Origin of the sequence: Pseudomonas sp. NPDC089758, from assembly GCF_044748705.1 — a bacterium.
In the GTDB taxonomy this organism is placed as follows: domain Bacteria; phylum Pseudomonadota; class Gammaproteobacteria; order Pseudomonadales; family Pseudomonadaceae; genus Aquipseudomonas; species Aquipseudomonas putida_X.
In genome coordinates, this window is sequence record NZ_JBIVGN010000011.1 from 76416 (window position 1) to 102881 (window position 26466).

Annotated in this window: 26 protein-coding genes; 13 read left to right on the forward strand and 13 right to left on the reverse strand. The window is 62.0% G+C overall.

Annotation, left to right across the window (positions count from 1 at the left end; translation table 11 throughout):
* The first annotated feature begins 88 nt into the window (after positions 1-88).
* The 5 genes from urtB (at position 89) to ACIPZH_RS16245 (ending at position 4854) form a co-directional block, all read left to right on the forward strand.
* On the forward strand, positions 89-1576 hold the full coding sequence (urtB, locus tag ACIPZH_RS16225) for an urea ABC transporter permease subunit UrtB (RefSeq protein WP_241806206.1): 1488 nt from the start codon (positions 89-91) through the stop codon (positions 1574-1576).
* Positions 1576-2655 (forward strand): urea ABC transporter permease subunit UrtC, encoded by a 1080-nt coding sequence (urtC, locus tag ACIPZH_RS16230; protein WP_241806207.1) that lies wholly within the window; start codon positions 1576-1578, stop codon positions 2653-2655. Before urtB ends, urtC begins: the two co-directional genes overlap by 1 nt.
* Positions 2652-3509, forward strand: a complete 858-nt coding sequence (urtD, locus tag ACIPZH_RS16235; protein ID WP_241806208.1) for an urea ABC transporter ATP-binding protein UrtD — start codon at positions 2652-2654, stop codon at positions 3507-3509. Before urtC ends, urtD begins: the two co-directional genes overlap by 4 nt.
* Positions 3510-3608: 99 nt before the next feature.
* A complete protein-coding gene (gene urtE, locus ACIPZH_RS16240; protein WP_400636881.1) occupies positions 3609-4307 on the forward strand; it encodes an urea ABC transporter ATP-binding subunit UrtE in 699 nt (232 codons plus the stop codon).
* Positions 4308-4338: 31 nt separating this feature from the next.
* A complete protein-coding gene (locus ACIPZH_RS16245) occupies positions 4339-4854 on the forward strand; it encodes a GNAT family N-acetyltransferase (RefSeq protein ID WP_400636883.1) in 516 nt (171 codons plus the stop codon).
* A 164-nt stretch (positions 4855-5018) separates the two neighbouring features.
* Here the strand turns inward: ACIPZH_RS16245 and ACIPZH_RS16250 are convergent, their stop codons facing one another.
* Together ACIPZH_RS16250 and cbpA are read right to left on the reverse strand one after the other, a co-directional pair.
* Positions 5019-5324 (reverse strand): chaperone modulator CbpM, encoded by a 306-nt coding sequence (locus ACIPZH_RS16250; RefSeq protein ID WP_012316438.1) that lies wholly within the window; start codon positions 5322-5324, stop codon positions 5019-5021.
* A 2-nt stretch (positions 5325-5326) separates the two neighbouring features.
* Positions 5327-6280 (reverse strand): curved DNA-binding protein, encoded by a 954-nt coding sequence (cbpA, locus tag ACIPZH_RS16255; RefSeq protein WP_400636884.1) that lies wholly within the window; start codon positions 6278-6280, stop codon positions 5327-5329.
* A gap of 164 nt (positions 6281-6444) precedes the next feature.
* Between cbpA and ACIPZH_RS16260 the strand changes: the two genes are divergently transcribed.
* Positions 6445-7710 (forward strand): Hsp70 family protein, encoded by a 1266-nt coding sequence (locus ACIPZH_RS16260; protein WP_400636885.1) that lies wholly within the window; start codon positions 6445-6447, stop codon positions 7708-7710.
* A 181-nt stretch (positions 7711-7891) separates the two neighbouring features.
* Here the strand turns inward: ACIPZH_RS16260 and ACIPZH_RS16265 are convergent, their stop codons facing one another.
* From ACIPZH_RS16265 to ACIPZH_RS16275, 3 genes are all read right to left on the reverse strand, one after another.
* A complete protein-coding gene (locus ACIPZH_RS16265; RefSeq protein ID WP_241806213.1) occupies positions 7892-8899 on the reverse strand; it encodes an AI-2E family transporter in 1008 nt (335 codons plus the stop codon).
* Positions 8900-8970: 71 nt separating this feature from the next.
* Positions 8971-9255, reverse strand: a complete 285-nt coding sequence (locus ACIPZH_RS16270) for a PsiF family protein (RefSeq protein WP_267819054.1) — start codon at positions 9253-9255, stop codon at positions 8971-8973.
* A 64-nt stretch (positions 9256-9319) separates the two neighbouring features.
* A complete protein-coding gene (locus ACIPZH_RS16275; protein ID WP_400636887.1) occupies positions 9320-10108 on the reverse strand; it encodes an AraC family transcriptional regulator in 789 nt (262 codons plus the stop codon).
* A 143-nt stretch (positions 10109-10251) separates the two neighbouring features.
* Between ACIPZH_RS16275 and ACIPZH_RS16280 the strand changes: the two genes are divergently transcribed.
* The gene (locus tag ACIPZH_RS16280) at positions 10252-11145 is read left to right on the forward strand and encodes a DMT family transporter (RefSeq protein ID WP_400636889.1); all 894 of its coding nucleotides are present in this window, start codon (positions 10252-10254) and stop codon (positions 11143-11145) included.
* Here ACIPZH_RS16280 and ACIPZH_RS16285 read toward each other — a convergent pair.
* On the reverse strand, positions 11126-12016 hold the full coding sequence (locus tag ACIPZH_RS16285; protein WP_400636891.1) for an alpha/beta fold hydrolase: 891 nt from the start codon (positions 12014-12016) through the stop codon (positions 11126-11128). The genes ACIPZH_RS16280 and ACIPZH_RS16285 overlap by 20 nt on opposite strands.
* Positions 12017-12141: 125 nt before the next feature.
* Between ACIPZH_RS16285 and osmE the strand changes: the two genes are divergently transcribed.
* Complete coding sequence (gene osmE / locus ACIPZH_RS16290) at positions 12142-12483, forward strand: osmotically-inducible lipoprotein OsmE (protein ID WP_241806218.1); 342 nt, start codon at positions 12142-12144, stop codon at positions 12481-12483.
* 48 nt (positions 12484-12531) lie between these two features.
* Positions 12532-13062, forward strand: a complete 531-nt coding sequence (locus ACIPZH_RS16295) for a bacterioferritin (protein ID WP_241806219.1) — start codon at positions 12532-12534, stop codon at positions 13060-13062.
* Positions 13063-13094: 32 nt separating this feature from the next.
* Here ACIPZH_RS16295 and ACIPZH_RS16300 read toward each other — a convergent pair whose 3' ends face one another.
* Positions 13095-15161 carry an AsmA family protein gene (locus ACIPZH_RS16300; RefSeq protein WP_400636893.1) on the reverse strand — a complete coding sequence of 689 codons (2067 nt, stop codon included), beginning with the start codon at positions 15159-15161 and terminating at the stop codon, positions 13095-13097.
* A 341-nt stretch (positions 15162-15502) separates the two neighbouring features.
* On the opposite strand from ACIPZH_RS16300, the gene ACIPZH_RS16305 reads away from it, so the two are divergent.
* From ACIPZH_RS16305 to ACIPZH_RS16320, 4 genes are all read left to right on the forward strand, one after another.
* A complete protein-coding gene (locus ACIPZH_RS16305) occupies positions 15503-15955 on the forward strand; it encodes a phage infection protein (RefSeq protein ID WP_400636895.1) in 453 nt (150 codons plus the stop codon).
* 188 nt (positions 15956-16143) lie between these two features.
* Positions 16144-17838 carry a hypothetical protein gene (locus ACIPZH_RS16310; protein WP_400636896.1) on the forward strand — a complete coding sequence of 565 codons (1695 nt, stop codon included), beginning with the start codon at positions 16144-16146 and terminating at the stop codon, positions 17836-17838.
* 70 nt (positions 17839-17908) lie between these two features.
* Positions 17909-18541: a TetR family transcriptional regulator gene (locus ACIPZH_RS16315; protein WP_241806223.1), complete on the forward strand. Its 633-nt coding sequence runs from the start codon at positions 17909-17911 to the stop codon at positions 18539-18541.
* Between the two features lie 50 nt (positions 18542-18591).
* Positions 18592-19689 carry an AGE family epimerase/isomerase gene (locus ACIPZH_RS16320; protein WP_400636897.1) on the forward strand — a complete coding sequence of 366 codons (1098 nt, stop codon included), beginning with the start codon at positions 18592-18594 and terminating at the stop codon, positions 19687-19689.
* A gap of 100 nt (positions 19690-19789) precedes the next feature.
* Here ACIPZH_RS16320 and ACIPZH_RS16325 read toward each other — a convergent pair whose 3' ends face one another.
* The 6 genes from ACIPZH_RS16325 to ACIPZH_RS16350 all read right to left on the reverse strand — a co-directional run bounded on the left by ACIPZH_RS16325 (position 19790) and on the right by ACIPZH_RS16350 (position 26260).
* Entirely contained in the window at positions 19790-20557 is a 768-nt protein-coding gene (locus ACIPZH_RS16325; protein ID WP_267819074.1) for an SDR family oxidoreductase, read from the reverse strand.
* Positions 20558-21165: 608 nt separating this feature from the next.
* Positions 21166-21882, reverse strand: a complete 717-nt coding sequence (locus tag ACIPZH_RS16330; protein WP_012316454.1) for an ABC transporter ATP-binding protein — start codon at positions 21880-21882, stop codon at positions 21166-21168.
* Positions 21879-22754, reverse strand: a complete 876-nt coding sequence (locus ACIPZH_RS16335; protein ID WP_241806227.1) for an ABC transporter ATP-binding protein — start codon at positions 22752-22754, stop codon at positions 21879-21881. Before ACIPZH_RS16335 ends, ACIPZH_RS16330 begins: the two co-directional genes overlap by 4 nt.
* A complete protein-coding gene (livM, locus tag ACIPZH_RS16340) occupies positions 22751-24052 on the reverse strand; it encodes a high-affinity branched-chain amino acid ABC transporter permease LivM (protein WP_400636899.1) in 1302 nt (433 codons plus the stop codon). The genes ACIPZH_RS16335 and livM overlap by 4 nt, the downstream gene beginning before the upstream one ends.
* Positions 24053-24054: 2 nt before the next feature.
* Positions 24055-24969 (reverse strand): ABC transporter permease subunit, encoded by a 915-nt coding sequence (locus tag ACIPZH_RS16345; RefSeq protein ID WP_012316457.1) that lies wholly within the window; start codon positions 24967-24969, stop codon positions 24055-24057.
* A 154-nt stretch (positions 24970-25123) separates the two neighbouring features.
* Positions 25124-26260: a branched-chain amino acid ABC transporter substrate-binding protein gene (locus tag ACIPZH_RS16350; protein WP_400636901.1), complete on the reverse strand. Its 1137-nt coding sequence runs from the start codon at positions 26258-26260 to the stop codon at positions 25124-25126.
* Positions 26261-26466: the final 206 nt, after the last annotated feature.

Genomic DNA, 26466 nt, shown 5'->3' on the forward strand with positions numbered 1-26466 from the left:
CAGCCCCCACAGGGTCATGAGAACAGCACCAACCTGTGGGGGGCGGCTTGCCGGCGATGAATCCACCGCCGATTTCAGGATTGCCCGCATGTTCAGAATCCTCCTTACCCTGCTGCTCCTGCTGCCCCTGGCAACCCAGGCCAGCGAGGGCGAATTCTTCCTCACCGCCAAGCCCGCCGAGCAGGCTCGCCTGCTCGAAGGCTGGGCGGCGCAACCCGAAGCCGCGCGCCTGCCGCTGCTGGAAAACCTGCGCCAGGGCCGCATCGCCGCCGATGACACCCGCAAGGTGCGTCTTAACAACCGCCTGCGCGGCTTGATCGATAACGCCCTGGCCAGCCATCAGTTGCTCAGCGACAACAGCGACACGCGCCTGGCCGCCGCCCAGCAACTGCAAAAAAGTGCGCGCCCGGCGCAAATGGCGTTCCTCGACCGGCGCTTTGCCAGCGAACCCGACACTGCGGTGCACGCTGCGCTTGGCCTGGCACTGGCCAACCTGCAACTGGGCGCCAGCGAGCCAGCCGTACGCCTGGCGGCGGTACGACTGCTTGGCCAAACTGGCGACCCCTTGGCCCGCACGCGCCTGGAGGCTTTGCTGCAGCCCGATGTGGAAACCGACGCAGCCGTGCGTACTGCCGCTGAAACGAGCCTGGCCCAAGTCAAACGCAAGCTGCTGTTCGGTGAACTGCTCGGCCAGGCGTTCAGCGGCCTGTCGCTGGGTTCGATCCTGCTGCTGGCGGCGCTCGGCCTGGCGATCACCTTCGGCCTGCTGGGCGTGATCAACATGGCGCACGGCGAGATGCTCATGCTCGGTGCCTACAGCACCTACATGGTCCAGGTGCTGCTGCAGCGCTACGCCCCCGGCGCCATCGAGTTCTACCCGTTGATTGCCCTGCCTGTGGCCTTCGCCGTCAGCGCCGGGGTGGGCATGGCGCTGGAGCGCACGGTGATCCGCCACCTCTACGGCCGCCCGCTGGAAACCCTGCTGGCGACCTGGGGCATCAGCCTGATACTGATCCAGGCCATCCGCCTGCTGTTCGGCGCGCAGAACGTCGAGGTCAGCAACCCGGCCTGGCTGTCTGGAGGCATCCAGCTGCTGCCCAACCTGGTGCTGCCCTACAACCGTCTGGTGATCATTGCGTTCGCGCTGGCCGTGGTGCTGCTGACATGGCTGCTGCTCAACCGCACGCGGCTGGGCCTGAACGTGCGTGCGGTGACCCAGAACCGCAACATGGCTGCCTGCTGTGGCGTGTCCACCGGGCGCGTGGACATGCTCGCCTTCGGCCTGGGCTCGGGCATTGCCGGGCTTGGTGGTGTAGCGCTGAGCCAGGTCGGCAACGTCGGCCCGGACCTTGGCCAGAGCTACATCATCGACTCGTTCCTGGTGGTGGTGCTCGGCGGTGTCGGGCAACTGGCCGGTAGCCTCTGGGCCGCCTTCGGCCTCGGGATAGCCAACAAGCTGCTGGAGCCGCAAATTGGCGCGGTGCTTGGCAAGATCCTCATCCTTGCGTTGATCATTCTGTTCATCCAGAAGCGCCCGCAAGGTCTGTTCGCCCTCAAGGGACGGGTTATCGACTGATGAACCAGCCACTGCTTGTCACCGCTTCGCAAAAAGCCGGGCCACGCCTGTCACTCGCCATTGGCACGGTCGTCGTCCTGCTGTTGCTGGCCATGCCGCTGCTGTCGTTGCTGCCGCCCGACCACGCATTGCAGGTATCGGCCTACACCCTCACGCTGGTCGGCAAGATTCTCTGCTACGCCATCGTTGCCCTGGCCCTGGACCTGGTCTGGGGCTACGCCGGGCTGCTGTCGCTCGGGCACGGACTGTTCTTCGCCCTCGGTGGCTACGCCATGGGCATGTACTTGATGCGCCAGGCCGCGGGTGACGGCCTGCCAGGGTTCATGACGTTCCTGTCGTGGAACGAGCTGCCTTGGTACTGGGCCGGTACCCAGCACTTCGCCTGGGCCCTGTGCCTGGTGGTGCTGGCGCCGGGCCTGCTGGCGCTGGTGTTCGGCTTCTTCGCATTCCGCTCGCGGATCAAGGGCGTGTATTTCTCGATCATGACCCAGGCCCTGACCTTCGCCGGCATGCTGCTGTTCTTCCGCAACGAGACAGGGTTTGGCGGCAACAACGGTTTCACCAGCTTCCGCACGATTCTGGGCTTCGACATTGCCGCGCAGGGCACCCGCGCGGTGCTGTTCCTGCTCACCGTCGGTTTGCTGCTGGCAAGCCTGTACCTGTGCTGGCGCCTGACCCAGAGCAAGTTCGGCCGCCTGCTCACCGCGGTACGCGATGCAGAAAACCGCATGATGTTCTGTGGCTATGACCCGCGGGGTTTCAAGCTGCTGGTGTGGGTGCTGAGCGCCGTGCTCTGCGGCCTGGCAGGCGCACTTTATGTGCCACAGGTGGGCATCATCAACCCCAGCGAAATGTCGCCGACCAACTCCATCGAGGCTGCTGTCTGGGTAGCCCTGGGCGGGCGCGGCACGCTGATCGGCCCGCTGCTGGGCGCAGGCTTGGTCAACGGCATGAAGAGCTGGTTCACCGTTGCCTTCCCTGAATTCTGGCTGTTCTTCCTCGGCGCATTGTTCATCCTCGTCACCCTGTACCTGCCCAAGGGTGTGGTCGGCCTGCTGAAGAAAAGGAGCCAGCCATGAAAGGCGTGCCACCTGTGCATCCGGAATTCATGCTCGAACCGGTATTCGACAATCTTGGCAGTGGCCGTGATGCCATTGGCCTGGGCAGCCGCCGGGAGGCGGGGCTCGATACCCGTCACGGCACGGTGCTGAGCCTGGAAGGCATCAGCGTCAGCTTCGATGGTTTCAAGGCCCTCAATGACTTGAACCTGTACATCGGTGTGGGTGAATTACGCTGCATCATCGGCCCCAACGGTGCTGGCAAGACCACCATGATGGACGTGATTACCGGCAAGACGCGCCCCGACACCGGCAGTGCGTTCTTCGGCGATACCCTGGACCTGACCCGCATGAGCGAATACCAGATCGCCCAGGCCGGCATTGGCCGCAAGTTCCAGAAGCCCACGGTGTTCGAAGCGCTGACCGTGTTCGAGAACCTGGAACTGGCACTGAAAACCGAAAAATCGGTCTGGGCCTGCCTGGCAGCACGCTTGAACGGTGAGCAACAGCAACGCATCGAGGAGGTACTGACCACCCTGCGCCTGCTCCCCCTGGCCCAGCGCCAGGCAGGCCTGCTGTCGCATGGTCAGAAACAATTCCTCGAGATCGGCATGTTGCTGGTGCAGGAGCCGCAACTGTTGCTGCTCGACGAGCCGGTGGCTGGCATGACCGATGCCGAGACCGAGTTCACCGCTGAGCTGTTCAAGGGCCTTGCCGGCAAGCATTCGCTGATGGTGGTGGAGCACGACATGGGGTTTGTCGGCAGCATTGCCGACCATGTGACCGTGCTGCACCAGGGCAGCGTACTGGCAGAAGGGTCGCTGGAGCAGGTGCAGGCGGATGAGCGGGTGGTCGAGGTTTATCTAGGGCGCTAGCGCGCCTCAAGTGGCAAGCCGCAAGCCGCAAGCAGTAGCGGTGCTTTATCTTGCCCTTGCGGCCCGAGGCTTGTAGCTGACAAGAACGAGGAATTGAAAGTGCTTGAAGTCAGTGAATTGCACCAGTACTACGGCGGCAGCCACATCCTGCGCGGCCTGTCCTTCGAGGCCAAGGTCGGTGAAGTCACCTGCCTGCTCGGACGCAACGGCGTGGGCAAGACCACCCTCCTGCGCTGCCTGATGGGCCTGGTGCCGTCACGCGAAGGCCGCGTGGAGTGGGAAGGCAAGCCAATCACCGCGCTCAAGCCGCAGCAACGGGTGCATGCCGGTATTGCCTACGTGCCCCAGGGCCGCGAGATCTTCGCGCGGCTCAGCGTCGAGGAAAACCTGCTGATGGGCCTGTCGCGCTTCCCGGCACGCGAGGCGCGTGAGGTGCCTGCGTTCATCTACGAACTGTTCCCGGTGTTGGAACAGATGAAGCAGCGGCGCGGTGGTGACCTGTCTGGCGGCCAGCAGCAGCAGTTGGCTATCGGCCGCGCCCTGGCCAGCCGACCACGCCTGCTGATTCTCGACGAACCCACAGAAGGTATACAGCCATCAGTCATCAAGGAAATCGGTGCCGTCATCCGCCGCCTGGCTGAGCGTGGCGACATGGCCATACTGCTGGTGGAGCAGTTCTATGACTTTGCCGAGGAGCTTGCCGACCAGTATCTGGTCATGGCCCGTGGCGAAATCATCCAGCGCGGGCGTGGCGAAAACATGCAGGCCGAGGGTGTGCGTGGGCTGGTAACCATTTAATCTGCAGCCCTGGACCTAGTGAGATGTAGCAATGAGCCACGAAATTCGCGATGCCCTGTTCGCTGACGTGCCGGGCATCCTGGACATCTATAACGACGCGGTGCGCAACACCACGGCGATCTGGAACGAAACGCCGGTGGACCTCGGCAACCGCCAGGCCTGGTTCGAGGCCCGGGCACAGCAGGGTTATCCGATTCTGGTGGCAGTGGATCACAGCGGTGTGCTGGGCTATGCGTCGTTTGGTGATTGGCGGCCGTTCGAGGGCTTTCGCCATACCGTGGAGCATTCGGTGTATATCCGGGGCGATCAGCGCGGCAAGGGCCTGGGGCCGCAGTTGATGGCAGCACTGATCGAGCGCGCGCGGGGGTGTGGCAAGCATGTGATGGTCGCAGCCATCGAGAGCGGCAATGCGGCGTCGGTGCGCCTGCATGAGCGCCTGGGCTTCGTGGTGACCGGGCAGATGCCCCAGGTGGGGGTGAAGTTCGGGCGCTGGCTGGATTTGACTTTCATGCAGCTGGTGCTCGACCCGGGGGCAGAGCCAGCCTGATTTTTGCTGATTGCACGGGCCCCATCGCCGGCAAGCCGGCTCCCACGCCGATCGCGCCGGCTTTAGAAATTGAGCAAGACAGCTGCTCCACAGCTGGGGACCAGTTGTTCTGCACCGTCCCTGTGGGAGCCGGCTTGCCGGCGATGGGGCCGGTGCAGTCGACATCACATTTGGGTAAACCTGCCCAGACGCTGTTTGAGCATGCTGTTCTCACTGCGCAACTGCTGCACCTCTTGCAACAGTTCCAGCGCCAGAGCCACCCCTTCCCACTCCAGCTCCAGCTCTTGGTGCAGCTTCGCCGCACGCCTGGCCAGCAGCGGCGCCTGATCATCGAACAACCACTCCTCCGGCGTTCGCCCCGAAGGTTCAACGATGCCGTGCTCGACGATCTCGACCACGTAGTCGGCCGTGATATCGGCCTCCTGGCAAAGCGTGCGCATGTCCAGTTGAACGATCAGGGTGCTGCTCATGATCACTTACTCCACTGTGTCCTCGGGTTGAACGCCGCTTTCTCGGAAAGCTGGGTCCACAATTGGCGGGCAGAGGCGTCGGATGCCGGCGGCATGACCACCTTGAGCTGGGCGTAGAGGTTGCCGCGCTCGCCCTGCTTGTTCGCCAGGCCTTTGCCAGGCACACGCAGGCGCTGGCCGCTCTGGCTGTCGGGGCGGATGGTCAGGTTGATCTTGCCGTCCAGGGTCGGCACCGCCACCTTGGTGCCCAAAGCAGCCTCCCACGGTGCCAATGGCACGGTGATGATCAGGTCCTGGCCTTCGACATCGAACAGGGGGTGCGGTGCCATGCGGATGGTCAGGAACAGGTCGCCGTTGGCGCCGCCACCGCTGCCAGGTGCCCCCTGGCCTTTGAGGCGGATGCGCTCGCCGTCGCTCACGCCAGCCGGGATCTTCACGTTCAAGGTCTTGGTGGTGAACCCGGTTCGCTGGCCGACAGCGTTGGTCTGCGGCACCTGGAAGCTGATCTGCTTGGATTCCTTGCTCAGGGTTTCCTCAAGGAAGATCGCCAGTTCCAGTTCCACGTCCTGCCCTCGCCTGCCGGCACTGCGTTGTTGCCGAGCGCCGCCAAACGGGTTGCCGCCCCGCGCACCGAAGATCGAGCTGAAGAAGTCGGAGAAATCTCCGCCCTCGAAACCACCACCCGCACCGCCACGGTTCTCCCAGCCCGGCGGGGCCTGGAATGGCCGGCCGTGCTGGCCGCCGTACTTGCGGATCTCGTCGAACTCGGCGCGTTTCTGGGCGTCGCCAAGCACCTCGTAGGCCTCGTTGGCCTCTTTGAATTTCTCCTCGGCGTCGCGCTCCTTGCTGACGTCAGGGTGATACTTGCGCGCCAGCTTGCGGTACGCGGCCTTGATCGCCTTCTCGTCCGCCGTGGGCTCTACGCCGAGTATCTTGTAGTAGTCTTTGAAGTCCATCTATGGATCACCAATGTGAATTTTCATGTTGCATCTGAAGATAAGGGTCAAGCATAGCCTTTCAAGGTTCGCTTGGCTTTGCTTCAAGGCAGACGACCGGTCTTGATTCTCTGGCCAAGTGGCATAAACTGCGCGGCCGTTTTGCCTCCGGAAGCCCTTTTCCCATGTCTGACGTATCCCCGGCCCGTGCCCTGGGCATCGACTTCGGCACCTCCAACTCTACCGTCGGCTGGCACCGCCCCGGGGTCGATTCGCTGATAGCCCTGGAAGACGGCAAGATCACCCTGCCCTCGGTGGTTTTCTTCAATATCGAAGAGCGCCGCCCGGTGTATGGCCGGCTGGCACTGCACGAGTACCTCGAAGGCTACGAAGGCCGCCTGATGCGCTCGCTCAAGAGCCTGCTGGGCTCCAAGCTGATCAAGCACGACACCAGCGTGCTGGGCAGCGCCTTGCCGTTCAAGGACCTGCTGGGCATGTTCATCGGCGAGCTGAAAACCCGCGCCGAAACCGCTGCCGGCCGCAGCTTCGATCAGGTGGTACTGGGCCGTCCGGTGTTCTTCGTAGACGAAGACCAGGCCGCCGATCAGGAGGCCGAGGACACCCTGGCCGACGTGGCCCGCAAGATTGGCTTCAAGGACGTGTCGTTCCAGTACGAACCGATTGCCGCCGCGTTCGACTATGAGTCAGGTATCAGCCGTGAAGAGCTGGTATTGATCGTGGATATCGGCGGGGGTACCTCGGACTTTACCCTGATCCGCCTGTCACCTGAACGTCACCAGGTAGCCGAGCGTCAAAGCGACATCCTCGCCACCGGCGGCGTGCACATCGGGGGTACCGACTTCGACAAGCAGTTGAGCCTGCAGGGCGTGATGCCGCTGTTCGGTTACGGCAGCCGGATGAAGAGCGGTGCGCTAATGCCGACCAGCTATCACCTCAACCTGGCCACCTGGCACACCATCAACGCCCTGTACTCGCAAAAGTCGCAACTGGCACTGGGCAGCATGCGCTATGACATCGAGGACACGCTGGGCATTGACCGTCTGTTCAAGCTGATCGAGCAGCGGGCCGGGCACTGGCTGGCGATGGAGGTGGAGGCCAGCAAGATTGAGCTGACCGACCACGAAAGCCGCCGTATCGACCTCGGCCGCGTCGAGCGCGAATTGGGCGTGGACCTGACCCGTACGGTGTTCGAAGGCGCGATCGAAGGGCTGCTGGAGCGGGTGCGTGGCAGCGTCACGGAGTTGCTGACCAAAGCCGGTGTAAGCGAAGGCCAGGTGGACACGGTGTTCTTCACCGGTGGTTCCAGCGGCATCCCGGCGCTGCGCAACAGCGTGGCGGCGATGCTGCCCAATGCGCGGCATGTGGAGGGCAACATCTTCGGCAGCATCGGCAGCGGCCTGGCAATCGAAGCACGCAAACGTTACGGCTGAGCCGCAAGCCGCAAGCTACAAGCTACAAGCTACAAGCTACAAGCCGATTGGCGATAGACGGCCCACCGCGGTCGGCTTTAGCTTGAAGCTTGAAGCTTGAAGCTTGAAGCTTGAAGCTTGAAGCTTGAAGCTTGAAGCTTGAAGCTTGAAGCTTGAAGCTTGAAGCTTGCAGCTTGCCGCTTCAAACCAGCTCCGCCCGCTTCAGCTCACTCTTGAGGTACGCATAGTACACCGGCCCCGCTACCACGCCCGGCAGGCCGAACGCCGCCTCGAACACCAGCATCGCCAGCAACAGCTCCCAGGCCTTGGCACTGATCTGCCCGCCCACGATCCGCGCGTTGAGGAAGTACTCGACCTTGTGGATAACGATCAGATACCCCAGCGCGGCCGCCGCCACCCAGATCGACAGCGACATGCCAACGATGGTGATCAGCGTGTTGGACATCAGGTTGCCGATTACCGGCAACAGCCCAAGCAGGAAGGTCAGCACGATCAGCGTCTTGGTCAGCGGCAGGTGCACACCGAACAGCGGCAGCACCACAGCGAGGAAAATGCCGGTGAACACGGTATTGAGCAGCGAGATCTTGATCTGCGCGAAGACGATGTTGCGAAACGCCTGCACCAACAGGCTCAGGCGCTCGAACAAGGCGGCAGCCAGCGGCTTGCGCCGGGAAATGTCGGGGATGCGCTGCAACGCAATGATCGCGCCGAGAATCATGCCGATCAGCAGCGTCACGAACATGTGCGCCATGCCCTTGCCTACCAGCTGCAGGTCGCTGAGGTGGCTCTTGATCCAGTCACCGATGGCCACCTTGAATTCCGCGGCGCTGGCCGGCAGGTAGCTCTCGATGAACGGCGGCAACTGGCCACGGGCACGCTCGAACAGGGCCATGAACTTGTCCAGCGAGGCGCCGGGGTTTTCTGCCTCGTGCAGCAGGAAGCTGAACGCGCCGGCGATCAGCAAGGTCAGGGTGCTGACCACCAGGGTACCCAGCAGCGCCACCGCCAGCCAGCGCGCGCGTTGCCCGGCGATGATCGGCTGCAGGCGTGGCGTGAGCATGTTCACCAGCTCGAACACCAGCAACCCGGCCAGCAAGCTAGGTAACAATTTCAGAGGGAGCGCCAGCAGCAGGCCGGCAAATACGATGATCCAACTGGCCAGGGTGACCTGGCGGGGGGTGAAGGTCATACAGCCTCAACGGCAGACAACGGAAAAGAACCGCAGTCTGCCAGCCTTCGTCCTACAGGCATAGGCGCAGGTCATTTCTTCTTCAGGCAGTCACTCATGTAGGCCTTGCGCTCATCGCCCTTCAAGGCCTGGGCGCTGGCGTCAGCGTTGCAGAGCTTCATCTTTTCCTGCTGGGTGGGCGGTACGCTTTTCTTCAGGCAGTTGCTCATGAAGGCTTTGCGCTCATCGCCCTTGAGCGCCTTGGCAGAAGCGTCGGCATTGCACGAGGTCATCTTTTCCTGTTGAGCGGTGGCGGCGAATCCCTGCGCACTGAACATAACGGCCAACGCCAGCAATGGCATGTGCAGCATCTTCATGGAGTGGTCTCCTTCTCTCCCGCGCCCGATGCACGGTGTCGCAGATGAGTGTAGACAACAAATTTTACACACCCGTGCGCGCTTGCCGCCGGTACTGCTCCGGCGTGCAATGGGCCTGGCGCTGGAACATGGCGATGAATGCTGAGGCGCTGCTGTAGCCGAGGTCGAAGGCGATGGCCTGTATCGGCAAACCGGCCTCCAGCGCCTCGATGGCCCGCAAAAACCTCAGGCGCAGGCGCCACTCGCCAAAGCTGATGCCCAGCTCGCGCAGAAATTGCCGCGCCAGGGTGCGTTCGCTGACATGCACCTGCGCCGCCCAGTCCGCCAGCGGGCGGTTGTCACCAGGTTCGGCGACGAGGGCATCGAGCACCTGGCGCAGGCCCTCGCTATGAGCGAAGGGCAGGTAGCAGGTCTGGGTGGGTGCCTGCAGCAGCTGGTCGACCAGCACCTGCACCAGGCGCTGGTCGCGTTCGTCCTGAGCCACCTTGACATCACGGCGGGCGAAGTCGCCGAGGATGGCCTTGAGGATATCGCTGATCACCAGGCTGCACGGCTGCTGCGGTAGCCCGGCGCACAGGCTGCGGTCCAGATAGACCGAGCGGTACACGATGGCCTGCGGGTTGTAGCAACCATGCTCGGTATCCGGCGGCACCCACACAGCGTAATGCGGGGGTGACAGAAAACGCTGGCCGTCGACGTCCAGGTGCATCACGCCATGGGCGGTGTAGTTGAGCTGGCCCCAGGTGTGGCGGTGCGGCGCGCTGTGCGTATCGGCGCCGAATTCGTCGTGGCGCAGGTACACCGGCGCAGGAAGCAGGTCGAACTGGGGGATGTCGAGGTATTTGCGGCGCATGCTGTCTGCTTCAAGGGGCAGGTTGTCTGGATAAGAGTATAGGCTTGCTGACAGACAACCGATAATGCCGGGCCACCCTACAACCTCTGTGCAAGCGGGCACGCTGCCACAGGGGCTAGTGAGCATCCGAGAGCCGCTGCGTCATGAATTACCTGTACCCCCTTACCGCCATCCTCATCTGGGCCGGCAACACCGTGGTCACCAAGCTGTCCGCAGGTGCCATTCACCCTGCCGAGATCGGCTTCTACCGCTGGCTGCTCGCAGGGCTGCTGTTCACCCCATTCCTGCTACCGGCCGTGTGGCGCAACCGCGCCGCCATCCGTCCGCACCTGGCCAGAATCTTCGTCCTTGGCGTGCTCGGCATGGCCCTCTACCAAAGCCTGGCCTATTTCGCGGCCAGCATCACCAGCGCCACCAACATGGGCATCATTCTCTCGCTGATGCCCTTGATGTCGCTGGCCCTGTCCATCGCGTGGCTCGGCCAGCGGCTGAGCTACGGTGCGCTGACCGGCGCTGTGGTGTCGTTCATCGGCGTGCTGGAAGTGGTCTCCGCCGGCCAGCCCGGCAGCTTGCTGGAGCAAGGCCTGAACCGTGGCGACCTGCTGATGCTGGTGGCGACCCTGGCCTACGCGCTATACAGCTTCCTGCTGAAGAAATGGCAGCTGCGCCTGCCGCCCTTGCAGTTGCTGTATCTGCAGGTGCTGGTAGCAATCATGGTCTTGCTGCCGCTGTTCCTGGTTTCTGAAAAGACCGGCCTGAATGTGCATAACGTGGGCTTGGTGCTATACGCCTGTGTGTTGGCCTCTATGATCGCGCCGCTGGTGTGGATGCAGGCCGTGCAACGCCTAGGGCCAAGCCGCACCACGTTGTTCTTCAACCTGCTGCCACTGGTGACCGCGCTGATCGCAGCCGCAGTGCTCGACGAGCAACTGGCCAGCTACCACCTGATCGGCGGCCTGCTGACCCTGGCCGGGGTGATCCTCGCCGAACGCTGGAGCACCCCCGTGCGCCGCCTGGCTACAGCCCCGCAGCCTTGAGGCGAGCGGCGTGCTCGGTGAACAGGTGCACCGGCTCGGCGCCTTTGCCCACGGCGCCGAGCGACTGGTTGACGATGTCCAGGTGGTCCAGCGGGTAGTCATCACCGATCACCTGCCCCAGGTGCGAACTGAAGCGCCCGACCATGCCGTCACACTGGCCCTTTTCCTTGACGAAGCTGCGGGCGAACAGGCGGCAGAAGCGGTTGCTGCCGTCAAAGCGGTTACGCCCTTGGTCGGTGAAACCTGGTTGCAAAGTGCCTGACCACGAATAGTAACGGACGCCGTTGACCTCTGCCGCCCCCTCGCCGCCCCAGGTGTCGGGCAGGCCCTGTGGATAAGCCTGGTTGAACAGCGCTACGCCGGCACTGGTCAGCGACTGGTGCGAGGCATGCACGTCGATTGGCAATGGGGCGCGCCGCCATCCGGTTTCCAGCCACCCCAGCAGCACCGCCAAGCCGTGCAGAACCGCCCTGAGGATGCGCCCTCGAGCAGAATCGCCCGGCGCTGTACGCGCCAGGTGGTCGGCCAGTTCCGAGCCATGGTTGGGCCCGGCCACCGAGGTCACCGATGCCACACGTTCTGGCCGCTTGGCAGCGGCATATCGCGCGCTCAGGGCGCCTTGGCTATGGCCGATGAGGTTGACCTTGTCAGCGCCGGTGCGCTGGCAGATGTCTTCGATGATCGCCAGCAACTGCTCACCGCGCACTTCGCTGGAGTGCAAGGGCGATACCTGCACGGGAAACACCTGCGCCCCGCCCTTGCGCAAGGCCGGCACGATGCCGAACCAATAGGGATACAGCAACGCCCTGACAAAGCCGAGCATGCCCGGCACCAGCACCAACGGGTATCGCGTAGCCAATTCCTGCTGCATGGGCCCAGCCCCTTTGCGTGGACGACCCGCCAACACTACAGCGGCCTGAATGAGCATCGCAATCGAACTCCTGACGCGCCGCGCGGTTCCAAACCAGAACAGACCCTGGAGCAAGGAGCGGGACCATGTACAAACAGACCCTGGCAATCCTTCTGGCAAGCGCGACCCTGGCCGCCTGTGGCAGCCGCCCGGAAAACCCTGTGGACTACGTCACCTTCCGCGACGAGCCACTGGTCAAGCAAGTTGAAAACGGCATGACCATGCAGAAAGTCATCGCCATCGGTGGCAGCCCATCAAATGCCATCGACCTGCCGCATGGAGGCACCTGCAACGACTACATCCTCAACCGCGATGGCCATCAGCAGCCTTACTACGTGCGTTTCGATGCCACCGGCCATGTCGATGCCAAGGGCTTCAAGACCTGCAAACAACGAGAAGAGGACAGCGAAGCCGTACACGGCGCCTGAGCCTGCGTAATACCTTGACCACTCTTCCTGATTTGTCTGGAGATAACCATGAGCAACGTTGAACTGACCGATGTGCAAACCCTGCGCAAGCGTGCCCGTGAGCACGTCGAGCAAGGTGCGGTGACCGAGGGTTACCACGCCGACCGCCAGGAAATCCTGCGCCTGCTCAATGAGTCGCTGGCCACCGAGCTTGTCTGCGTATTGCGCTACAAGCGCCATTACTTCATGGCCAGCGGGATCAAGGCGAGCGTGGCTGCCGAGGAGTTTCTCGAGCATGCCAACCAAGAGGCCGAGCACGCCGACAAACTGGCCGAGCGCATCGTGCAGCTGGGTGGCGAGCCGGACTTCAACCCGGACAACCTGACCAAGAACTCCCATGCTCAATACGTAGCGGGCAACACCTTGAAGGAGATGGTGCTGGAGGACTTGGTGGCCGAACGCATCGCGATCGACAGCTACCGCGAGATCATTCAGTACATTGGTGACAAGGACCCGACCACGCGTCGGATCTTCGAGGACATCCTGGCTCAGGAAGAAGAACACGCCGACGACATGTCGGATATTCTCGAAGGCTTGTAATCACCAGGGGCCGCTTTGCGGCCCCTGTTCATTCACCTCTTGCTCTTCACCTCAGCCGGCGCCTTGCCGGCTTTCATCTGCTGCAACAACGGCGTGCACTGGTTGGGCTCATCGCCACTGCTCGGTGCTACCAGTGCCAACAACCCCGCCGCCGGCCCTGCCACCACACCCAACGCCACCATGCCTGCCCCGCGCAAGGCCAGCGGCACCGCCTGCACGCCTGCACCGGGCTTGGCAAACGGCCCGCGAACATACAGCGGCGAGCGCAGGGAGAACAGCCGCAAGCCTTTCGACTCCGGAGTAATCTTCAAGTCCAGCTGCTCGCTGGCGAAGTTGGCGGTGCCATTGACATAGATGATCGCGTTCTCGGTATCGAATATGAACAGGCGCGTACTCGCGAGCCCGTCCTTGATACCTACATCGGCCGCTGCGCAATTGATCTGAACATCCTCATCGCCAAATAGCTTGCCGACCACATAATTGCCCACGTTCAACCCGGCGATCTCCATCAGGCTGCGGCTGATCGCGCCATCGTTGATCAGCAAGCGTAGGTCGCCATTGGCCGTACCCAGCAGCGCCGCCACCGAGTTGCCGCGGCCAGTGATATCGGCATCGCCGTTGAGTTCCCCGAAGCTGGTCTGCATCGGCGCAAAGGTGGGGAACAGCTGCTTGAGCTTGAAGCCGCGTGCGGTCAGACGGGCGCGCCCCTGCAGCGGCACGCTGCGGCCATCCAGGCGAATACTGGATGCCAGGTTGCCACCGGCCACGCCAAAGCGCAGGGGGTCCAGGCGCAGCAGACCGTCATCGAGGATCACATGGGCGGAGAGATCATTGAATGGCAACTGTTCACTGTGAACGATGCGCTTGCCGGCAAACTCGACGTCGGCGTCCATGCTGCGCCAGCGGTCGGTGCGGAACTCCTCCACCGGCAGCACCTTGCCGGCAGGCTGCTTGCTGGCGCCCCCGCGGGCCTTCTGCTCGGCGTTGGAGTCGGCACCGATCAGTGGTGCCAGGTCTTTGAACAACAGCTGATTGGACACCAGTTTGCCGGAGAGTTTCGGCCGTGGCTGGCTTGCGGTGAACGCCAGGTCGCCGTGGATATCACTGTCACCTATCTTGCCGTTGAACCCTTGGTAGTTGAAGGTCGCGCCCGTGGCCGCATGCAGGTTGGCCGTGAGGTGGCCGTCGGTCGAGTAGGCCGGGGTATCTGGCAGGGTCACCCCCGTCAGCGGATAAAGGTTGCCCAGGCTCGCACCGGACAGGCGCAAGCGAAGGTCCAGCGCACCCAGGTTGCGCGGGTCGGTCAGGGTGCCGGCGAGAACGACGTGGGTATCGGCAACCCGCACATCGGCCTGCAGCGGGAACGGCTGGCTGGCGTCCTGCAGCGCCAGCAGGCCACCGATCTTGCCCGTGCCGGAAACCGGCTGACCTTTATAGCGGCCCTGGACCTTGAGCCCGAAGGCGTAATCCTGTGCACCGCCGGCCTTTTGCGCGCTGGCTTTGCCAACGATCTCGCTGAACGGGATCGGTTTGCCCAGCGGGTCGATTTGCACCTTCATGCTGGTTTTCAGGGTCTGGTCGTCCAGGCTTACGTTGCCTTGGTCAAAACCGATGGCGCCGATGTCCAACTGCCACTTGGAGGGCTGCGCATTCTCATCCTTGGGGCCTAAGTCGAAGGTCCAGTTGGCGCGGCCATCGGCCAGCCGAGCAAGGCTGGCGGTGGGTTTGACCAGGTCGATACGCGGGATGACGATCTGCTGGAATATCAGTGGCAGCGGCGCCAGACGAAACTCCACACGCTCCAGGCCGACCATCTCTGGCGCCTTCAGCCAATCGGGATTGCCCAGGGTCAGGTCCTCGGCAGTGAAGTGCGGCCACGGTACCCAGGCACGCCACCCGCCTTCTTCCGGCTCAGTACGCCAATGCACCGCCAGGTTGCCATTGATCGCGAACGGCCTGTGCAACGCTTCGGAGACTTTCTCATTGAGCAGCGGCTTGACGCGGTTCCAGTCGAAAGTGGCGATCACCACCACCAGTATCGCCAGCAGGGTCAGCAGGCTGGTAAGGGTCCAGACGAGGATTCTGGCGGGACGCGTCATTGCGTGATTCTCCTGACGGCTTGGCGCATAACGGCGCAACGATGGCACTCACTGTCTCGGACTGATGAAAGCCCGCAGGGTTTTATCGGTGAAGCTCATGATAGCGAAGTTTTTCTTGGCTCATTGTTCAGGTTTTGCCCATAGAGCAGGTGCGCCGTGGCGTGAAAGCAACGGTGGCAATGAGCCATACATCGACTTGAAGGCCGCGTGCCAGAGCCATCTTGGACGGCTATCAATGGCATCGATTGTTACCATTATCCGTATGAACTTCTCTCTGGCGTTACCGGGCGTAGCATTGGCTCCGTACCCACTTTCCAGCCCCTCTGAGGAGCACTCAAATCATGAAACGCCAACTGCTGACCCTGACCTTGTCCATTCTTGCTGCCAACGCTTTTGCCGTGCCTGCAGCCGACCAGCACCTGACCGCCGAATCGCGCTCCAGCGCTGTGGAAATCGCCCAGCCCTTGAAAACCGTTGCCGAAGGTGGCTCGGATCGCCTGATCGAACGCAGTGATCGTGTGGCCGAAGGTGGTTCTGACCGTCTGATCGAACGCAATGATCGTGTTGCCGAGGGTGGTTCTGACCGCCTGATCGAGCGCAATGATCGTGTTGCCGAGGGTGGTTCTGACCGTCTGATCGAACGCAATGATCGTGTTGCCGAAGGTGGTTCTGACCGTCTGATCGAACGCAATGATCGTGTTGCCGAAGGTGGTTCTGACCGTCTGATCGAACGCAGTGGCCATGTTGCCGAAGGTGGCTCGGACCGCCTGGTCGAAATCAGCCGCGTGAGCTGACGCCATGGCCGAAAAGAACAACTGGCAGTACAGCGCTTGCGCCCCTCCCGGCCCGGTCACTTGACCGGGCTTTGTTTTACGGGGGTATTGCATGCCCGCCTGTTGCACCAGTACCTATCATTTCTGCCAGTTTCAGCCCCCCCATCGCCATTGTTAAGTTGAGACAAATGAGGCGATGGAGCGTTGGCATGACAAATCCCACAACTGATCTGATAGCACTCAGGCCGGACTGGCTGGACGAAGAACTTCTGGCCCGCATCGCCAGGCCCATCACGACCGGTGAAGATGCCAAGCAAGCCTTGATCGATGTATTGGCGCACCCCAGCATGCGAGGTGATACCTTGCTGTGCGACCTGCCCAGATTGCTCCAGCTCCACGCAGTCTGTGCCATCCATGATGGCGCCCTGGCATCGATGATTTCCATTCATTACAACCTGTGCATGGGGACCATCAAATCCCTGGGCGATGAAAGTGACTATGTGCGTGAACATTACAGCCGCTTGAACGATGGCACGGCAATCGGTGTGTACCTGGCAACTGAACTGGGGTACGGAAGCAATCTTTTTTCATTGGAAACCGAAGCGCACTACCACCCTGAACGACAGCGCTTCATGCTTAACTCTCCCAGTGCCCAGTCCTACAAGTTCATGCCGAACAGTACGCACAGTTCGCTACCCAAAATAGCGGTCGTCATGGCACGGCTGATGGTCAAGGATCAGTTCGTCGGCATCCTGCCATTCCTGGTTCCACTGCAGGCAGATGGCGCCGCCTGCACCGGCATTCGAATCACGGCGCTGGGCCACAAGCCGGGGTTGCACCTGGACAATGCCATGACCTCGTTCGATAACGTCGAACTCCCGTACGAGGCACTGCTGCAGCGAGGGATTATCGAACTCGACCGCGACGGCAGCCTGCGGCTGACGAACACGCGCAGCCAGCGCTTCCTCAGCTCGGTCGAACGCGTTCAGTCCGGCAAGCTGTGTATGGCCAGTTGCTCCCTTGCAGTAGCGATGGCGGGCCTGCAGATCAATTACGCTTACGCTCAGAAACGCCAGAGCTTCAGCCCAGCGGGGCCGGTCAACCTGCTCAGCTATCCCACCTATCGCCACCCCATGGCCATCGACGTTGCGACCACCCTGGTCCACGCAGCCTGGCTGGAACACATCGTCGCGGGGCTGGGCAGTGATGCAATCAAGCCTTTGCCCCCCGAAGTGCTTAACGAGGTGGCGATTCTCAAGGCGGTTTCGACCTGGGGCAGCCAGGACACCCTGACGCGGTGCCGTGAACGGTGCGGAGCCCAAGGGATGTTCTCGGCGAACAAGATCATCGGCTACTTGCTGACCAACAACGGCGCGATCACAGCCGAAGGCGAAAACATGGTCATCATGCTCAAAGCCGCTTCCTACTCACTGAAACAGGCAGCCCCTGCTGGCACGCAGGCCAGCACCGGCAAACAACGCCAGCGCCTGCTCAAACACCTGGATGCGTGCATCGAAGCCCTGCGTTCGGGCATTGCCAGAACACCGAACCGGCACATGCAGACCGAAGATTTGCTGTTGCTGGCCAGGCTGCTGGGGGTGCGCATGCCCTGCGTGAGATACCTGGCCAATGCCCGAAACGACGCGTTGGATGAAGTGATCCTCGATGTCTACTTACTGAACCAATTAGAGCACCACGCAGTGGCCCTGCTGCGTACCCAGGCGGCCTCGGCCAGGCAAGTGCGGAGCTGGGCCAAACGCAAACAGGCCTTGTTGGTGAAGTATGCGCCCTCCATTCTCAAGCGCCTGGCAAACATGGACATGAAGATGCTGGAGGTCCCCATCAGCGGCGATAACTACATTGAGCATTACGCTGCGCGCCACCTCAGCGAGCAAGCGGCTTGAAACTGCTTTTTTTTGACTTTTGGCCATGAGCCAATAAAGTGCAGGTTTCTCATGTGATCAATGACCTGACATGCTGCCGCGCGCCGAACAGAAGCTACAGACTCGCCAGGCCCTGCTCGACGCGGCCTGCCAGCTCATGGAAAGCGGCCGTGGCTTCGGCAGCATCAGCCTGCGCGAAGTGGCCAAGGCCGCCGGCATCGTGCCCACCGGGTTCTATCGGCACTTCCCCGACATGGACGCCCTGGGCCTGGCGCTGGTGGCCGAGGTCGATGACACCTTCCGCCAGACCATCCGCCTGGTGCGGCACAATGAATTCGAACTGGGCGGCATCACCGACGCTTCGGTACGCATCTTCCTCGACGTGGTAGCCGCCAACCGGGCACAGTTCCTGTTCCTGGCCCGCGAGCAGTACGGCGGCTCGCAGGCGGTGCGCCAGGCCATCGGCCGCTTGCGCCAAGGTATCAGCAACGACCTGTCCACCGACCTTGCGCGCATGAAACGCTGGCAGCACCTGAACGAGGCAGCGCTGGCGGTGATCGCCGACCTGGTGGTGAAGACCGTGTTTGCCACCCTGCCGGAACTGATCGACAACCCGGAGCAAGGTTATCCACAGGCCCTGAGCGCACGGGACAAGATAACCCAGCAGTTACGCTTCATCTTCGTCGGTGCACGGCATTGGCAGGGTCTGGGTAATCCGGGCTGAAGCGCACTTCTGCTACCATGGCGCACTGCCCGATTGTGACGAGCGCATTCATGTCCGACCCCCGCCCAACTCCAGCCGAACTGGCCGGCTTCAAACAGCACTTCGCCGAAGGCATCGTACCGCTGTGGCTCGGCCCGGGCTGGAATGCCGAAATGGCACTGCCCTACGAGGCCCTGGATGCCGCGCACCACCCGCTGCCGGTGCAGCGGTACCGGGCAATGGCCTGCGCGCGTCAGTTGTACCTGTTCAGCAGCCGCATCGAACAACCGGGCGCGGCCGAGCGGGCTGCAGCGCTGTTCCGCTCTCTGCAGCGGCATTTCCACGACGCTGAACATGGCGGCTGGTTCTACAGCATCGATGCCCAAGGCAAGCCGCTGGACCGGCGCAAGGACCTCTACACCCATGCATTCATCGTGTTTGCCTGCGCTCATTACTGGGGCAAAGTCCGCGAAGGCCTGGTGGAGTCGGCCCTCAATGCTGCCCTTGAGATCGTCAGCGAGCAGTTTGCCCGCAATGACGGCCTCTACGAAGCGAGCCTGGGTGAAGACTGGAGCGACCTTGGCAGCGGCCCCCTGCAAAACCCACAGATGCACTTGGCCGAAGCCTTCCTGCAAGTGCTCTGCGTGCGTGAAGACCCGGGTGTTCAACAAGCACTGCTGCAACTGTGCCAAGCCCTGCAAACGCACTTCATCGAGCCGCACTCTGGCCTGATGCTGGAAAAACCCCGCGGTGCTGTGGATAACTGGTTCGAGCCGGGGCATCAGTTCGAGTGGTTCTACCTGCTGCATACCTCGGCACTGCTGCGCGGCACGCCGCTGCATGCGTCGATCGACCGCGCATTCGGTTACGCCGAGCAGTGCGGAGTGAAGGATGCCGCAGTGCTGGCGATGCTCGCGGTGGATGGCAAGGTGATCGATGCGACCCAGCGGATCTGGGCACAGGCTGAATATCTGCGCGCGCTGGCATTACGGCCAGGGAGTGAAGCGAAGCTGGCCGAGCAGTTGCAGGCAATGCAGCAACGCTTCCTGCACGATGGCGGCTGGTATGAATGCCGCGATGGTGATGGTGCGGTCAGCCGGCATGACATGCCTTCGACTACGCCCTACCACCTGGCGACTTGCCTGGAAGGCCTGCAGCGCCTTGACTGACGCCACTTCCGGCAAGCCGGTTGCCACACAGCGAGCGGCGACCGCAACGCCTATGGCAACCGGCTTGCCGGCAGTTGGGCGACAAAGCGCCCCTAGGGCGTCAGCCTTTCACCGAACGATCGATCGATAACCCAGCCCAGTCCTGGCTCACCGGCATCAGCTCCAGGCTGTTGATGTTGATGTGCGCCGGCTGGTTGAGGATCCAGAAGATGGTTTCGGCGATATCCTGCGGCTGAATCGGCTCGGCACCGGCGTAGGTGGCATCGTACTTGGCCTGGTCACCGCCGTGGCGCACCAGCGAGAACTCGCTCTCGCACAACCCCGGCTCGATATTGCTGACACGCACGCCCGTGCCGCGCAGGTCGCAGCGCAGGCTCAGCGAAAACTGGCCAACGAACGCCTTGGTGCCGCCATACACGTTGCTGCCCGGGTACGGATAGTTACCCGCCACCGATCCGACGTTGAGAATCGACGCCCCACGGCCATAGGCGATCAGACGCGGCAGCAGCAGGCGGGTGGTGAACATCAAGCCTTTGATGTTGGTGTCGACCATGGTCTCCCAGTCATCCAGGCTGCAGTTCTGCGCGGCATCGACGCCAAGCGCCAGGCCTGCGTTGTTGATCAGGCCGCGCAACTTGTCGAAGCCGGCCGGCAAATTGGCGATGGCCTGCTCCATGGCTTTGCGGTCACGTACATCGAGCACCAGGCCATGCACTTCGGTTTTGGCTGACAGCTCGGCGCACAGGGCGTCCAGGCGCTCCTTGCGCCGGCCGGTAAGGATCAGCTTCCAGCCGGCATCGGCGAAACGGCGCGCGCAGGCTTCGCCAAAACCGGAAGTCGCGCCAGTGATGAATACGGTGGACGTCATGCTCTGTTCCTCGCTGTGGATTATTTTCGGCAAGCTTTGCAGCATGCCCGCGACGGGCGTCGTCAGCAAGCCATAGAAGCCCTTGGTCATTTTTTGTACATTACCCGAAAACCCGCATGGTAGAGGGGCCTGCGCCATCTATGCGCATGTTATCCACAAGGCTTTCCCCACGGATTGGGGGCAACTTGACCCTTAGGCGGAACCCTTTCAGCCAACTATGGTCATCCTTGCGCAGCCCTATGATGGCGCGACGCTTTCAAACATGCCGCTTGCAGCAGTCTGTCCAAGGGTTTCGCACAGAGTTATCCACAGGGCGCGCGTATTGTTTTGGGTTTGAATTGGCGCCTGTGAAAAAGCGGCTGAAAGCGCTCACTGCGGCAACTGGTCAACATTTAACCAGCACCGTGCAAGCCTTGATTTCAATGGGTTGCAGCGAGATGCCACCATGTTTTCCACAGGCGGTTCCACATTATCCGTGGACAACAATGAGCCTGTGGAAACAATGGCTTGCGCAGGAATTGTGGCGTGGCTCAAGAAAGCTATGCGACAAGTTGTCCACATTCTCTATTTGACGAATATCGGGGCTGCAAAGCAGCCCCGGGTCCAGCTTAGTGCCCGCCCAGATAGGCGCTACGGACTTCTTCGTTGACTAGCAACTCCTGCCCGGTGCCGGTCATGCGAATCTCGCCGTTGACCATGACATAGGCCCGGTCCGACAACTTCAACGCATGGTTGGCATTCTGCTCCACCAGGAAGATGGTCATCCCGGTCTTGGCCAGTTCGCGCAGGGTCGAAAAGATCTGCTTGACCACGATCGGCGCCAGCCCCAGCGAAGGCTCGTCGAGCAACAGCAGTTTGGGCCGGCTCATCAGCGCACGGGCAATGGCCAGCATCTGCTGCTCACCACCGGACATGGTCATCGCACGCTGGTTACGCCGCTCCTTCAACCGTGGGAACAGCTCGAACATGCGCTGCATGTCCTCACTGGCATATTTGTCACCGATAGGGATGGTACCCATCATCAGGTTTTCCTCGACGCTCATGTCGGGGAACACCCGGCGTCCTTCTGGCGACTGGGCGATGCCATTGGATGCGATGTAGTGCGACGACTTGCGGGTGATGTCGGTGCCGCGGTAGACAATCTGCCCGGAGGCCGCCCGCGGCTGGCCGAAGATGGACATCAGCAGGGTCGACTTGCCGGCACCGTTGGCGCCGATCAGGCTCACGGTCTCACCTTCGTCGATGTGCATCGAGACCTTTTTCAATGCCTGGATAGGCCCGTAGAACACGTCCAGATCCTTCAGTTCCAGAATGGGTGCACTCATACCAGTTCCTCTTCGTCGGCACCCAGGTAGGCGGCGATCACCGTCGGGTTGTGGCGGATATCCTGCGGCGCGCCTTCGGCGATTACGTTGCCATGATCGAGCACGACGATATGGTCGGAAATGCTCATGACCATGCCCATGTCGTGTTCGATCAGCACCACGGTGATGTCGTGCTCGTCTCGCAGCACGCGGATCATGCGGCTGAGTGCTTCGGTCTCCTGCGGGTTGAGGCCGGCTGCCGGTTCGTCCAGGCAGATGATCTTCGGCCGCGTGCACATGGCCCGGGCGATTTCCAGGCGGCGCTGCTGGCCGTACGACAGCTCCCCGGCCAGGCGGTTGGCACAGTCGACCAGATCGACCACCTCCAGCCAGTAGAATGCGTGGTCCAGGGCATCGCTTTCGGCCTTGCGGTAGGCCTTGGTGTTGAGCACGCCGGCCAGCAGGTTGCGGTTGACCCACATGTGCTGGGCTACCAGCAGGTTTTCCACCACCGACATTTCCTTGAACAGACGAATGTTCTGGAAGGTCCGCGCCAGCCCCGCGCGGTTGACCAAGTGGGTGCCGCCGAACATCTTGTAGTACAGGCGCGAAACGAAACGCGCCGGCGAAACGAAGTCCGCCGCCTGGAAGCGCTCACCGAGCAACTGGATGACGTTGGTATGGCTGCCGCGTACGTTCAGCTCGATACGCCCGCCGCTGGCCTTGTAGAAACCGGTCAGGCAGTTGAACACCGTGGTCTTGCCGGCGCCGTTGGGGCCGATCAGGGCGAAGATCTGGTTACGTTTGACCTTCAGGCTGACATCGCTGAGCGCCTTGATGCCACCGAACTGCATCATCAGGTTGTCGACCGAGAGAATGATTTCGTCGCTCATGGCGCCACTCCTTTACGTGGGACCACGCCGGCGCGGCTGATACGGATCAGCCCTCGCGGTCGCCAGATCATCATCAGCACCATCAGCACACCGAACAGCAACACCCGGTATTCGGAGAAGCTTCGCAGCAGTTCCGGCGCTACGGTCAGCACGAACGCAGCGATCACCACGCCCACCGTCGAACCCATGCCGCCCAGTACGACAATGGCCAGAATCAGCGCCGATTCGAAGAACGTGAACGAGGACGGGTTGACGAAGCCTTGGTAGGTGGCGAAGAACACCCCGGCAAGGCCTGCAGTTGAGGCGCCCAGGGTGAAGGCCGAGAGCTTGACCAGCACATGGTTCAGGCCCATCGAGCGACAGGCGATTTCGTCTTCACGCAGCGCTTCCCAAGCGCGGCCAACCGGCATGCGGGTCAGCCGATGCTTGATGTAGAGCACCGCCAGTACGACCAGGAACAGCACGGCATAGATGAACACGAACTTCAGGTTAGCGTTGTAATCGAAGCCGAAGTACTCGTGGACCGGCACCCCGCCATCCTTGGCTCGGCGGCCGAACTCCAGGCCAAAGAAGGTCGGCGCCGGGGCTGGCATGCCGTTCGGGCCACCGGTGAACGACAGCCAGTTGTTCAGCACCAGGCGGATGATCTCGCCAAAGCCCAGGGTCACGATCGCCAGGTAGTCACCGTGCATGCGCAAAACAGGGAAGCCCAATATGCAACCCGCCAACGCTGCGGCGATGGCCGCCAGTGGCAGCACACTCCAGAACCCCAGCCCCAGGTACTGGTAGCCCAGCGCCAGGCCATAGGCGCCGATGGCGTAGAACGCCACGTAGCCCAGGTCGAGCAGGCCCGCCAGGCCCACCACGATGTTCAGGCCAAGGCCCAGCAGCACGTAGATCAGGCCGAGGATGACCACGGTCAGCAGGTACTTGTTGGCGAAGATGGGGAAGACGATGGCGATCACGATCAGCGCCGGAATGATGTAACGCAGACGCGACTGGTAGTTCGGTGCATTGACGTGCACCCCCGAGCCGCCGCTGTCGAAGCCTTGCAGCATGCGTTTGCCTGCAGCGGTCTGCAGGTACAGGCTGAGCAGGAAGCGCCCGAGCATCACGCCACCGACCAGCCAGGCCACGCGACGGGGTTCGGCATTGAAGCTGTAGCCGTCGAGCACCACGCCGACGACCGGACCAAAGACAATGAGCGCGAGCAGGCCGGCGACGATGGTCTCCAGCAGGCTGCGTTTGAGATCGAAACCTTGGGTTTCGGCAACGGAGGCAGTTTTGGCAGTGGACATGTTCACACCTTAGCCACGAGCGGGCGACCCAACAGGCCTTGTGGGCGGAAGATAAGGATCAGCACCAGCAGCGAGAAGCTGAACACGTCCTTGTAGTCGGAGTTGATCAGGCCAGAGAACAACGACTCGGAGATCCCCAGGATGATGCCGCCCAACATGGCACCGGGTAGCGAGCCGATGCCGCCGAGCACCGCCGCGGTGAATGCCTTGATGCCGATAATGAAGCCGGCGTAGAAGTCGAAGGTGCCGTAGTTCATGGTGATCAGCACACCGGCAAGCGCAGCCATCACCGCGCCGATGACGAACACGTAGGAGATCACCCGGTCGGTGTTGATACCGAGGATCGAGGCCATCTTGCGGTCTTGCTGGGTGGCGCGGCACATGCGGCCGAGCTTGGTGTACTTGATCACATAGGTGAGCAGCCCCATGCCGACGAATGCGGCAATCAGGATGAAGATCTTGGTGTAGGTCAACTGCACGAAGCCGGTACCCACTTCGACGCGCCAGGCGCCTTCGAGCAGGGTGGGCACGCCTTGCTGGCGGGCGCCCTGGCTGATCTGCGCATAGTTCTGCAGGATCAGCGAGATGCCGATGGCACTGATCAGCGGTGCCAGGCGGGTGGAGTTGCGCAGGGGTTTGTAGGCGATGCGTTCAATGGTGAAGCCATACACACCCGTGACGACAATGGTGAACAACAAGGTGCCCAACATCAGCAGGGGGAACGACTCGATACCGAAATAAGCCAGCAATGCCAGGCTGATTGCCGCGAGGTACGCGGAAATCATATACACCTCGCCGTGCGCGAAGTTGATCATGCCGATGATGCCGTAGACCATTGTGTAGCCGATGGCGATCAGGCCATAGACCGACCCTAGGGTCAGGCCGTTGACCAGTTGCTGCAGGAAAATACCATCCATAACGCAATCTCACCTGAGCGAGACTGCACGAGCGCCGACCACGGCAAGCCACGGATGAAGCGGCCCTCGCAGCGCAGAACCGTGCAGATCTCCGAATAAAGACAGGTACCGCAGGGGCATCGGCCCGGGCGCAGGCCCGGGCTGGTTGCCGTTGTTATTTTTGTTTATCCAGCTGGTGGTACTTGCCGTCCTTGTCCCACTGGTAGACCACGTAGTCAGAGACAGTCAGGTCGCCTTTGCTGTCCCACTTTTTCTCGCCCATGACGGTCTGCACCGGGTTGGCCTTGAGCCACTTGGCAGCGTCTTCGCCCTTGTTCGACTTGGCACCGTTGAAGGCAGCGGCCAAGGCTTGCAGCGAAGCGTAGGCGTAGAGGGTGTAGCCTTCAGGCTCGGTACCCGCTTTGCGGAACTCTTCCACCACCGCCTTGCTGTCAGGCAGCAGGCGCGGGTCGGCCCCGAAGGTCATGTACACGCCGTCGACGTACTGGGCGCCGCCGGCCGTTGCGACCAGTTCGTCGGTGACGATGCCGTCATCGGACATGAACTTGACGTCCTTCAGGCCTTGTTCACGCAGCTGACGCACCAGCGGACCGGCTTCGGGGTGCAGGCCACCGAAGTAGACCACGTCGGCACCGGTGGAACGGATCTTGGTCACCACGGCGCTGAAGTCTTTTTCGCCACGGGTCAGGCCTTCATACAGTACCGGCTTGACCCCGCGCTTCTCGAGCTGCGCCTTGGTTGCATCGGCCAGGCCCTGGCCGTAGGTGTCCTTGTCGTGCAGTACCGCCACTTTCTTGCCCTTGAGCACATCGACGATGTAGTCACCGGCAACGATGCCCTGCTGGTCATCACGGCCGCACATACGGAACATGGCGCTCAGCCCGCGCTCGGTGACCTGCGGGTTGGTGGAGCCAGGGGTGATGGCGATCACGCCTGCTTCGTCATACACCTCGGAAGCGGGAATGGTGTTGGAGGAGCAGAAGTGGCCCACCACACCGATTACCTTGTCCTGATCGACCAGGCGGTTGGCAACCGATACAGCCTGTTTCGGCTCACAGGCATCATCGCCTTCGACCAGGATGATTTTCTCGCCGTTGACGCCACCGGCAGCGTTGATCTTGTCAGCTGCCGCCTGGGCACCTTTCATGTACTGCTCGCCAAACGCTGCGTTAGCCCCGGTCATCGGCCCCGCGACACCGATCTTGACGTCGGCCTGAACATACGAAGAAACACCCAGTGCCGTAGCCACGGCCAGTGCCAGGAAACCTTTCTTGTAAAACGTCTGCGACATGAGGTGGTGCTCCTTGAGTTTTTTTTGGTTGGCACTACAACTTCTCAGCCCTGAGCTCCGAGCAAGGGCCGTGCCATTGGTTTTGTCCTGTGGGAAAACACACTGAGCGGGCTGCGTCGAGGCGACCGACGGCCTTTTCTTTATTGACTGTGCAACCGTCTACCACGCGACAAGCGCCACCGTTCGCGCGAGCAAGGAGCAACCAG

Bases quoted from the DNA above. Each gene is read 5' to 3' on its own strand.
- urtB (WP_241806206.1), top strand. From the start codon at position 89: ATGTTCAGAATCCTCCTTACCCTGCTGCTCCTGCTGCCCCTGGCAACC.
- urtC (WP_241806207.1), top strand. From the start codon at position 1,576: ATGAACCAGCCACTGCTTGTCACCGCTTCGCAAAAAGCCGGGCCACGC.
- urtD (WP_241806208.1), top strand. From the start codon at position 2,652: ATGAAAGGCGTGCCACCTGTGCATCCGGAATTCATGCTCGAACCGGTA.
- ACIPZH_RS16245 (WP_400636883.1), top strand. From the start codon at position 4,339: ATGAGCCACGAAATTCGCGATGCCCTGTTCGCTGACGTGCCGGGCATC.
- ACIPZH_RS16250 (WP_012316438.1), bottom strand. From the start codon at position 5,324: ATGAGCAGCACCCTGATCGTTCAACTGGACATGCGCACGCTTTGCCAG.
- cbpA (WP_400636884.1), bottom strand. From the start codon at position 6,280: ATGGACTTCAAAGACTACTACAAGATACTCGGCGTAGAGCCCACGGCG.
- ACIPZH_RS16260 (WP_400636885.1), top strand. From the start codon at position 6,445: ATGTCTGACGTATCCCCGGCCCGTGCCCTGGGCATCGACTTCGGCACC.
- ACIPZH_RS16265 (WP_241806213.1), bottom strand. From the start codon at position 8,899: ATGACCTTCACCCCCCGCCAGGTCACCCTGGCCAGTTGGATCATCGTA.
- ACIPZH_RS16270 (WP_267819054.1), bottom strand. From the start codon at position 9,255: ATGAAGATGCTGCACATGCCATTGCTGGCGTTGGCCGTTATGTTCAGT.
- ACIPZH_RS16275 (WP_400636887.1), bottom strand. From the start codon at position 10,108: ATGCGCCGCAAATACCTCGACATCCCCCAGTTCGACCTGCTTCCTGCG.
- ACIPZH_RS16280 (WP_400636889.1), top strand. From the start codon at position 10,252: ATGAATTACCTGTACCCCCTTACCGCCATCCTCATCTGGGCCGGCAAC.
- ACIPZH_RS16285 (WP_400636891.1), bottom strand. From the start codon at position 12,016: ATGCAGCAGGAATTGGCTACGCGATACCCGTTGGTGCTGGTGCCGGGC.
- osmE (WP_241806218.1), top strand. From the start codon at position 12,142: ATGTACAAACAGACCCTGGCAATCCTTCTGGCAAGCGCGACCCTGGCC.
- ACIPZH_RS16295 (WP_241806219.1), top strand. From the start codon at position 12,532: ATGAGCAACGTTGAACTGACCGATGTGCAAACCCTGCGCAAGCGTGCC.
- ACIPZH_RS16300 (WP_400636893.1), bottom strand. From the start codon at position 15,161: ATGACGCGTCCCGCCAGAATCCTCGTCTGGACCCTTACCAGCCTGCTG.
- ACIPZH_RS16305 (WP_400636895.1), top strand. From the start codon at position 15,503: ATGAAACGCCAACTGCTGACCCTGACCTTGTCCATTCTTGCTGCCAAC.
- ACIPZH_RS16310 (WP_400636896.1), top strand. From the start codon at position 16,144: ATGACAAATCCCACAACTGATCTGATAGCACTCAGGCCGGACTGGCTG.
- ACIPZH_RS16315 (WP_241806223.1), top strand. From the start codon at position 17,909: ATGCTGCCGCGCGCCGAACAGAAGCTACAGACTCGCCAGGCCCTGCTC.
- ACIPZH_RS16320 (WP_400636897.1), top strand. From the start codon at position 18,592: ATGTCCGACCCCCGCCCAACTCCAGCCGAACTGGCCGGCTTCAAACAG.
- ACIPZH_RS16325 (WP_267819074.1), bottom strand. From the start codon at position 20,557: ATGACGTCCACCGTATTCATCACTGGCGCGACTTCCGGTTTTGGCGAA.
- ACIPZH_RS16330 (WP_012316454.1), bottom strand. From the start codon at position 21,882: ATGAGTGCACCCATTCTGGAACTGAAGGATCTGGACGTGTTCTACGGG.
- ACIPZH_RS16335 (WP_241806227.1), bottom strand. From the start codon at position 22,754: ATGAGCGACGAAATCATTCTCTCGGTCGACAACCTGATGATGCAGTTC.
- livM (WP_400636899.1), bottom strand. From the start codon at position 24,052: ATGTCCACTGCCAAAACTGCCTCCGTTGCCGAAACCCAAGGTTTCGAT.
- ACIPZH_RS16345 (WP_012316457.1), bottom strand. From the start codon at position 24,969: ATGGATGGTATTTTCCTGCAGCAACTGGTCAACGGCCTGACCCTAGGG.
- ACIPZH_RS16350 (WP_400636901.1), bottom strand. From the start codon at position 26,260: ATGTCGCAGACGTTTTACAAGAAAGGTTTCCTGGCACTGGCCGTGGCT.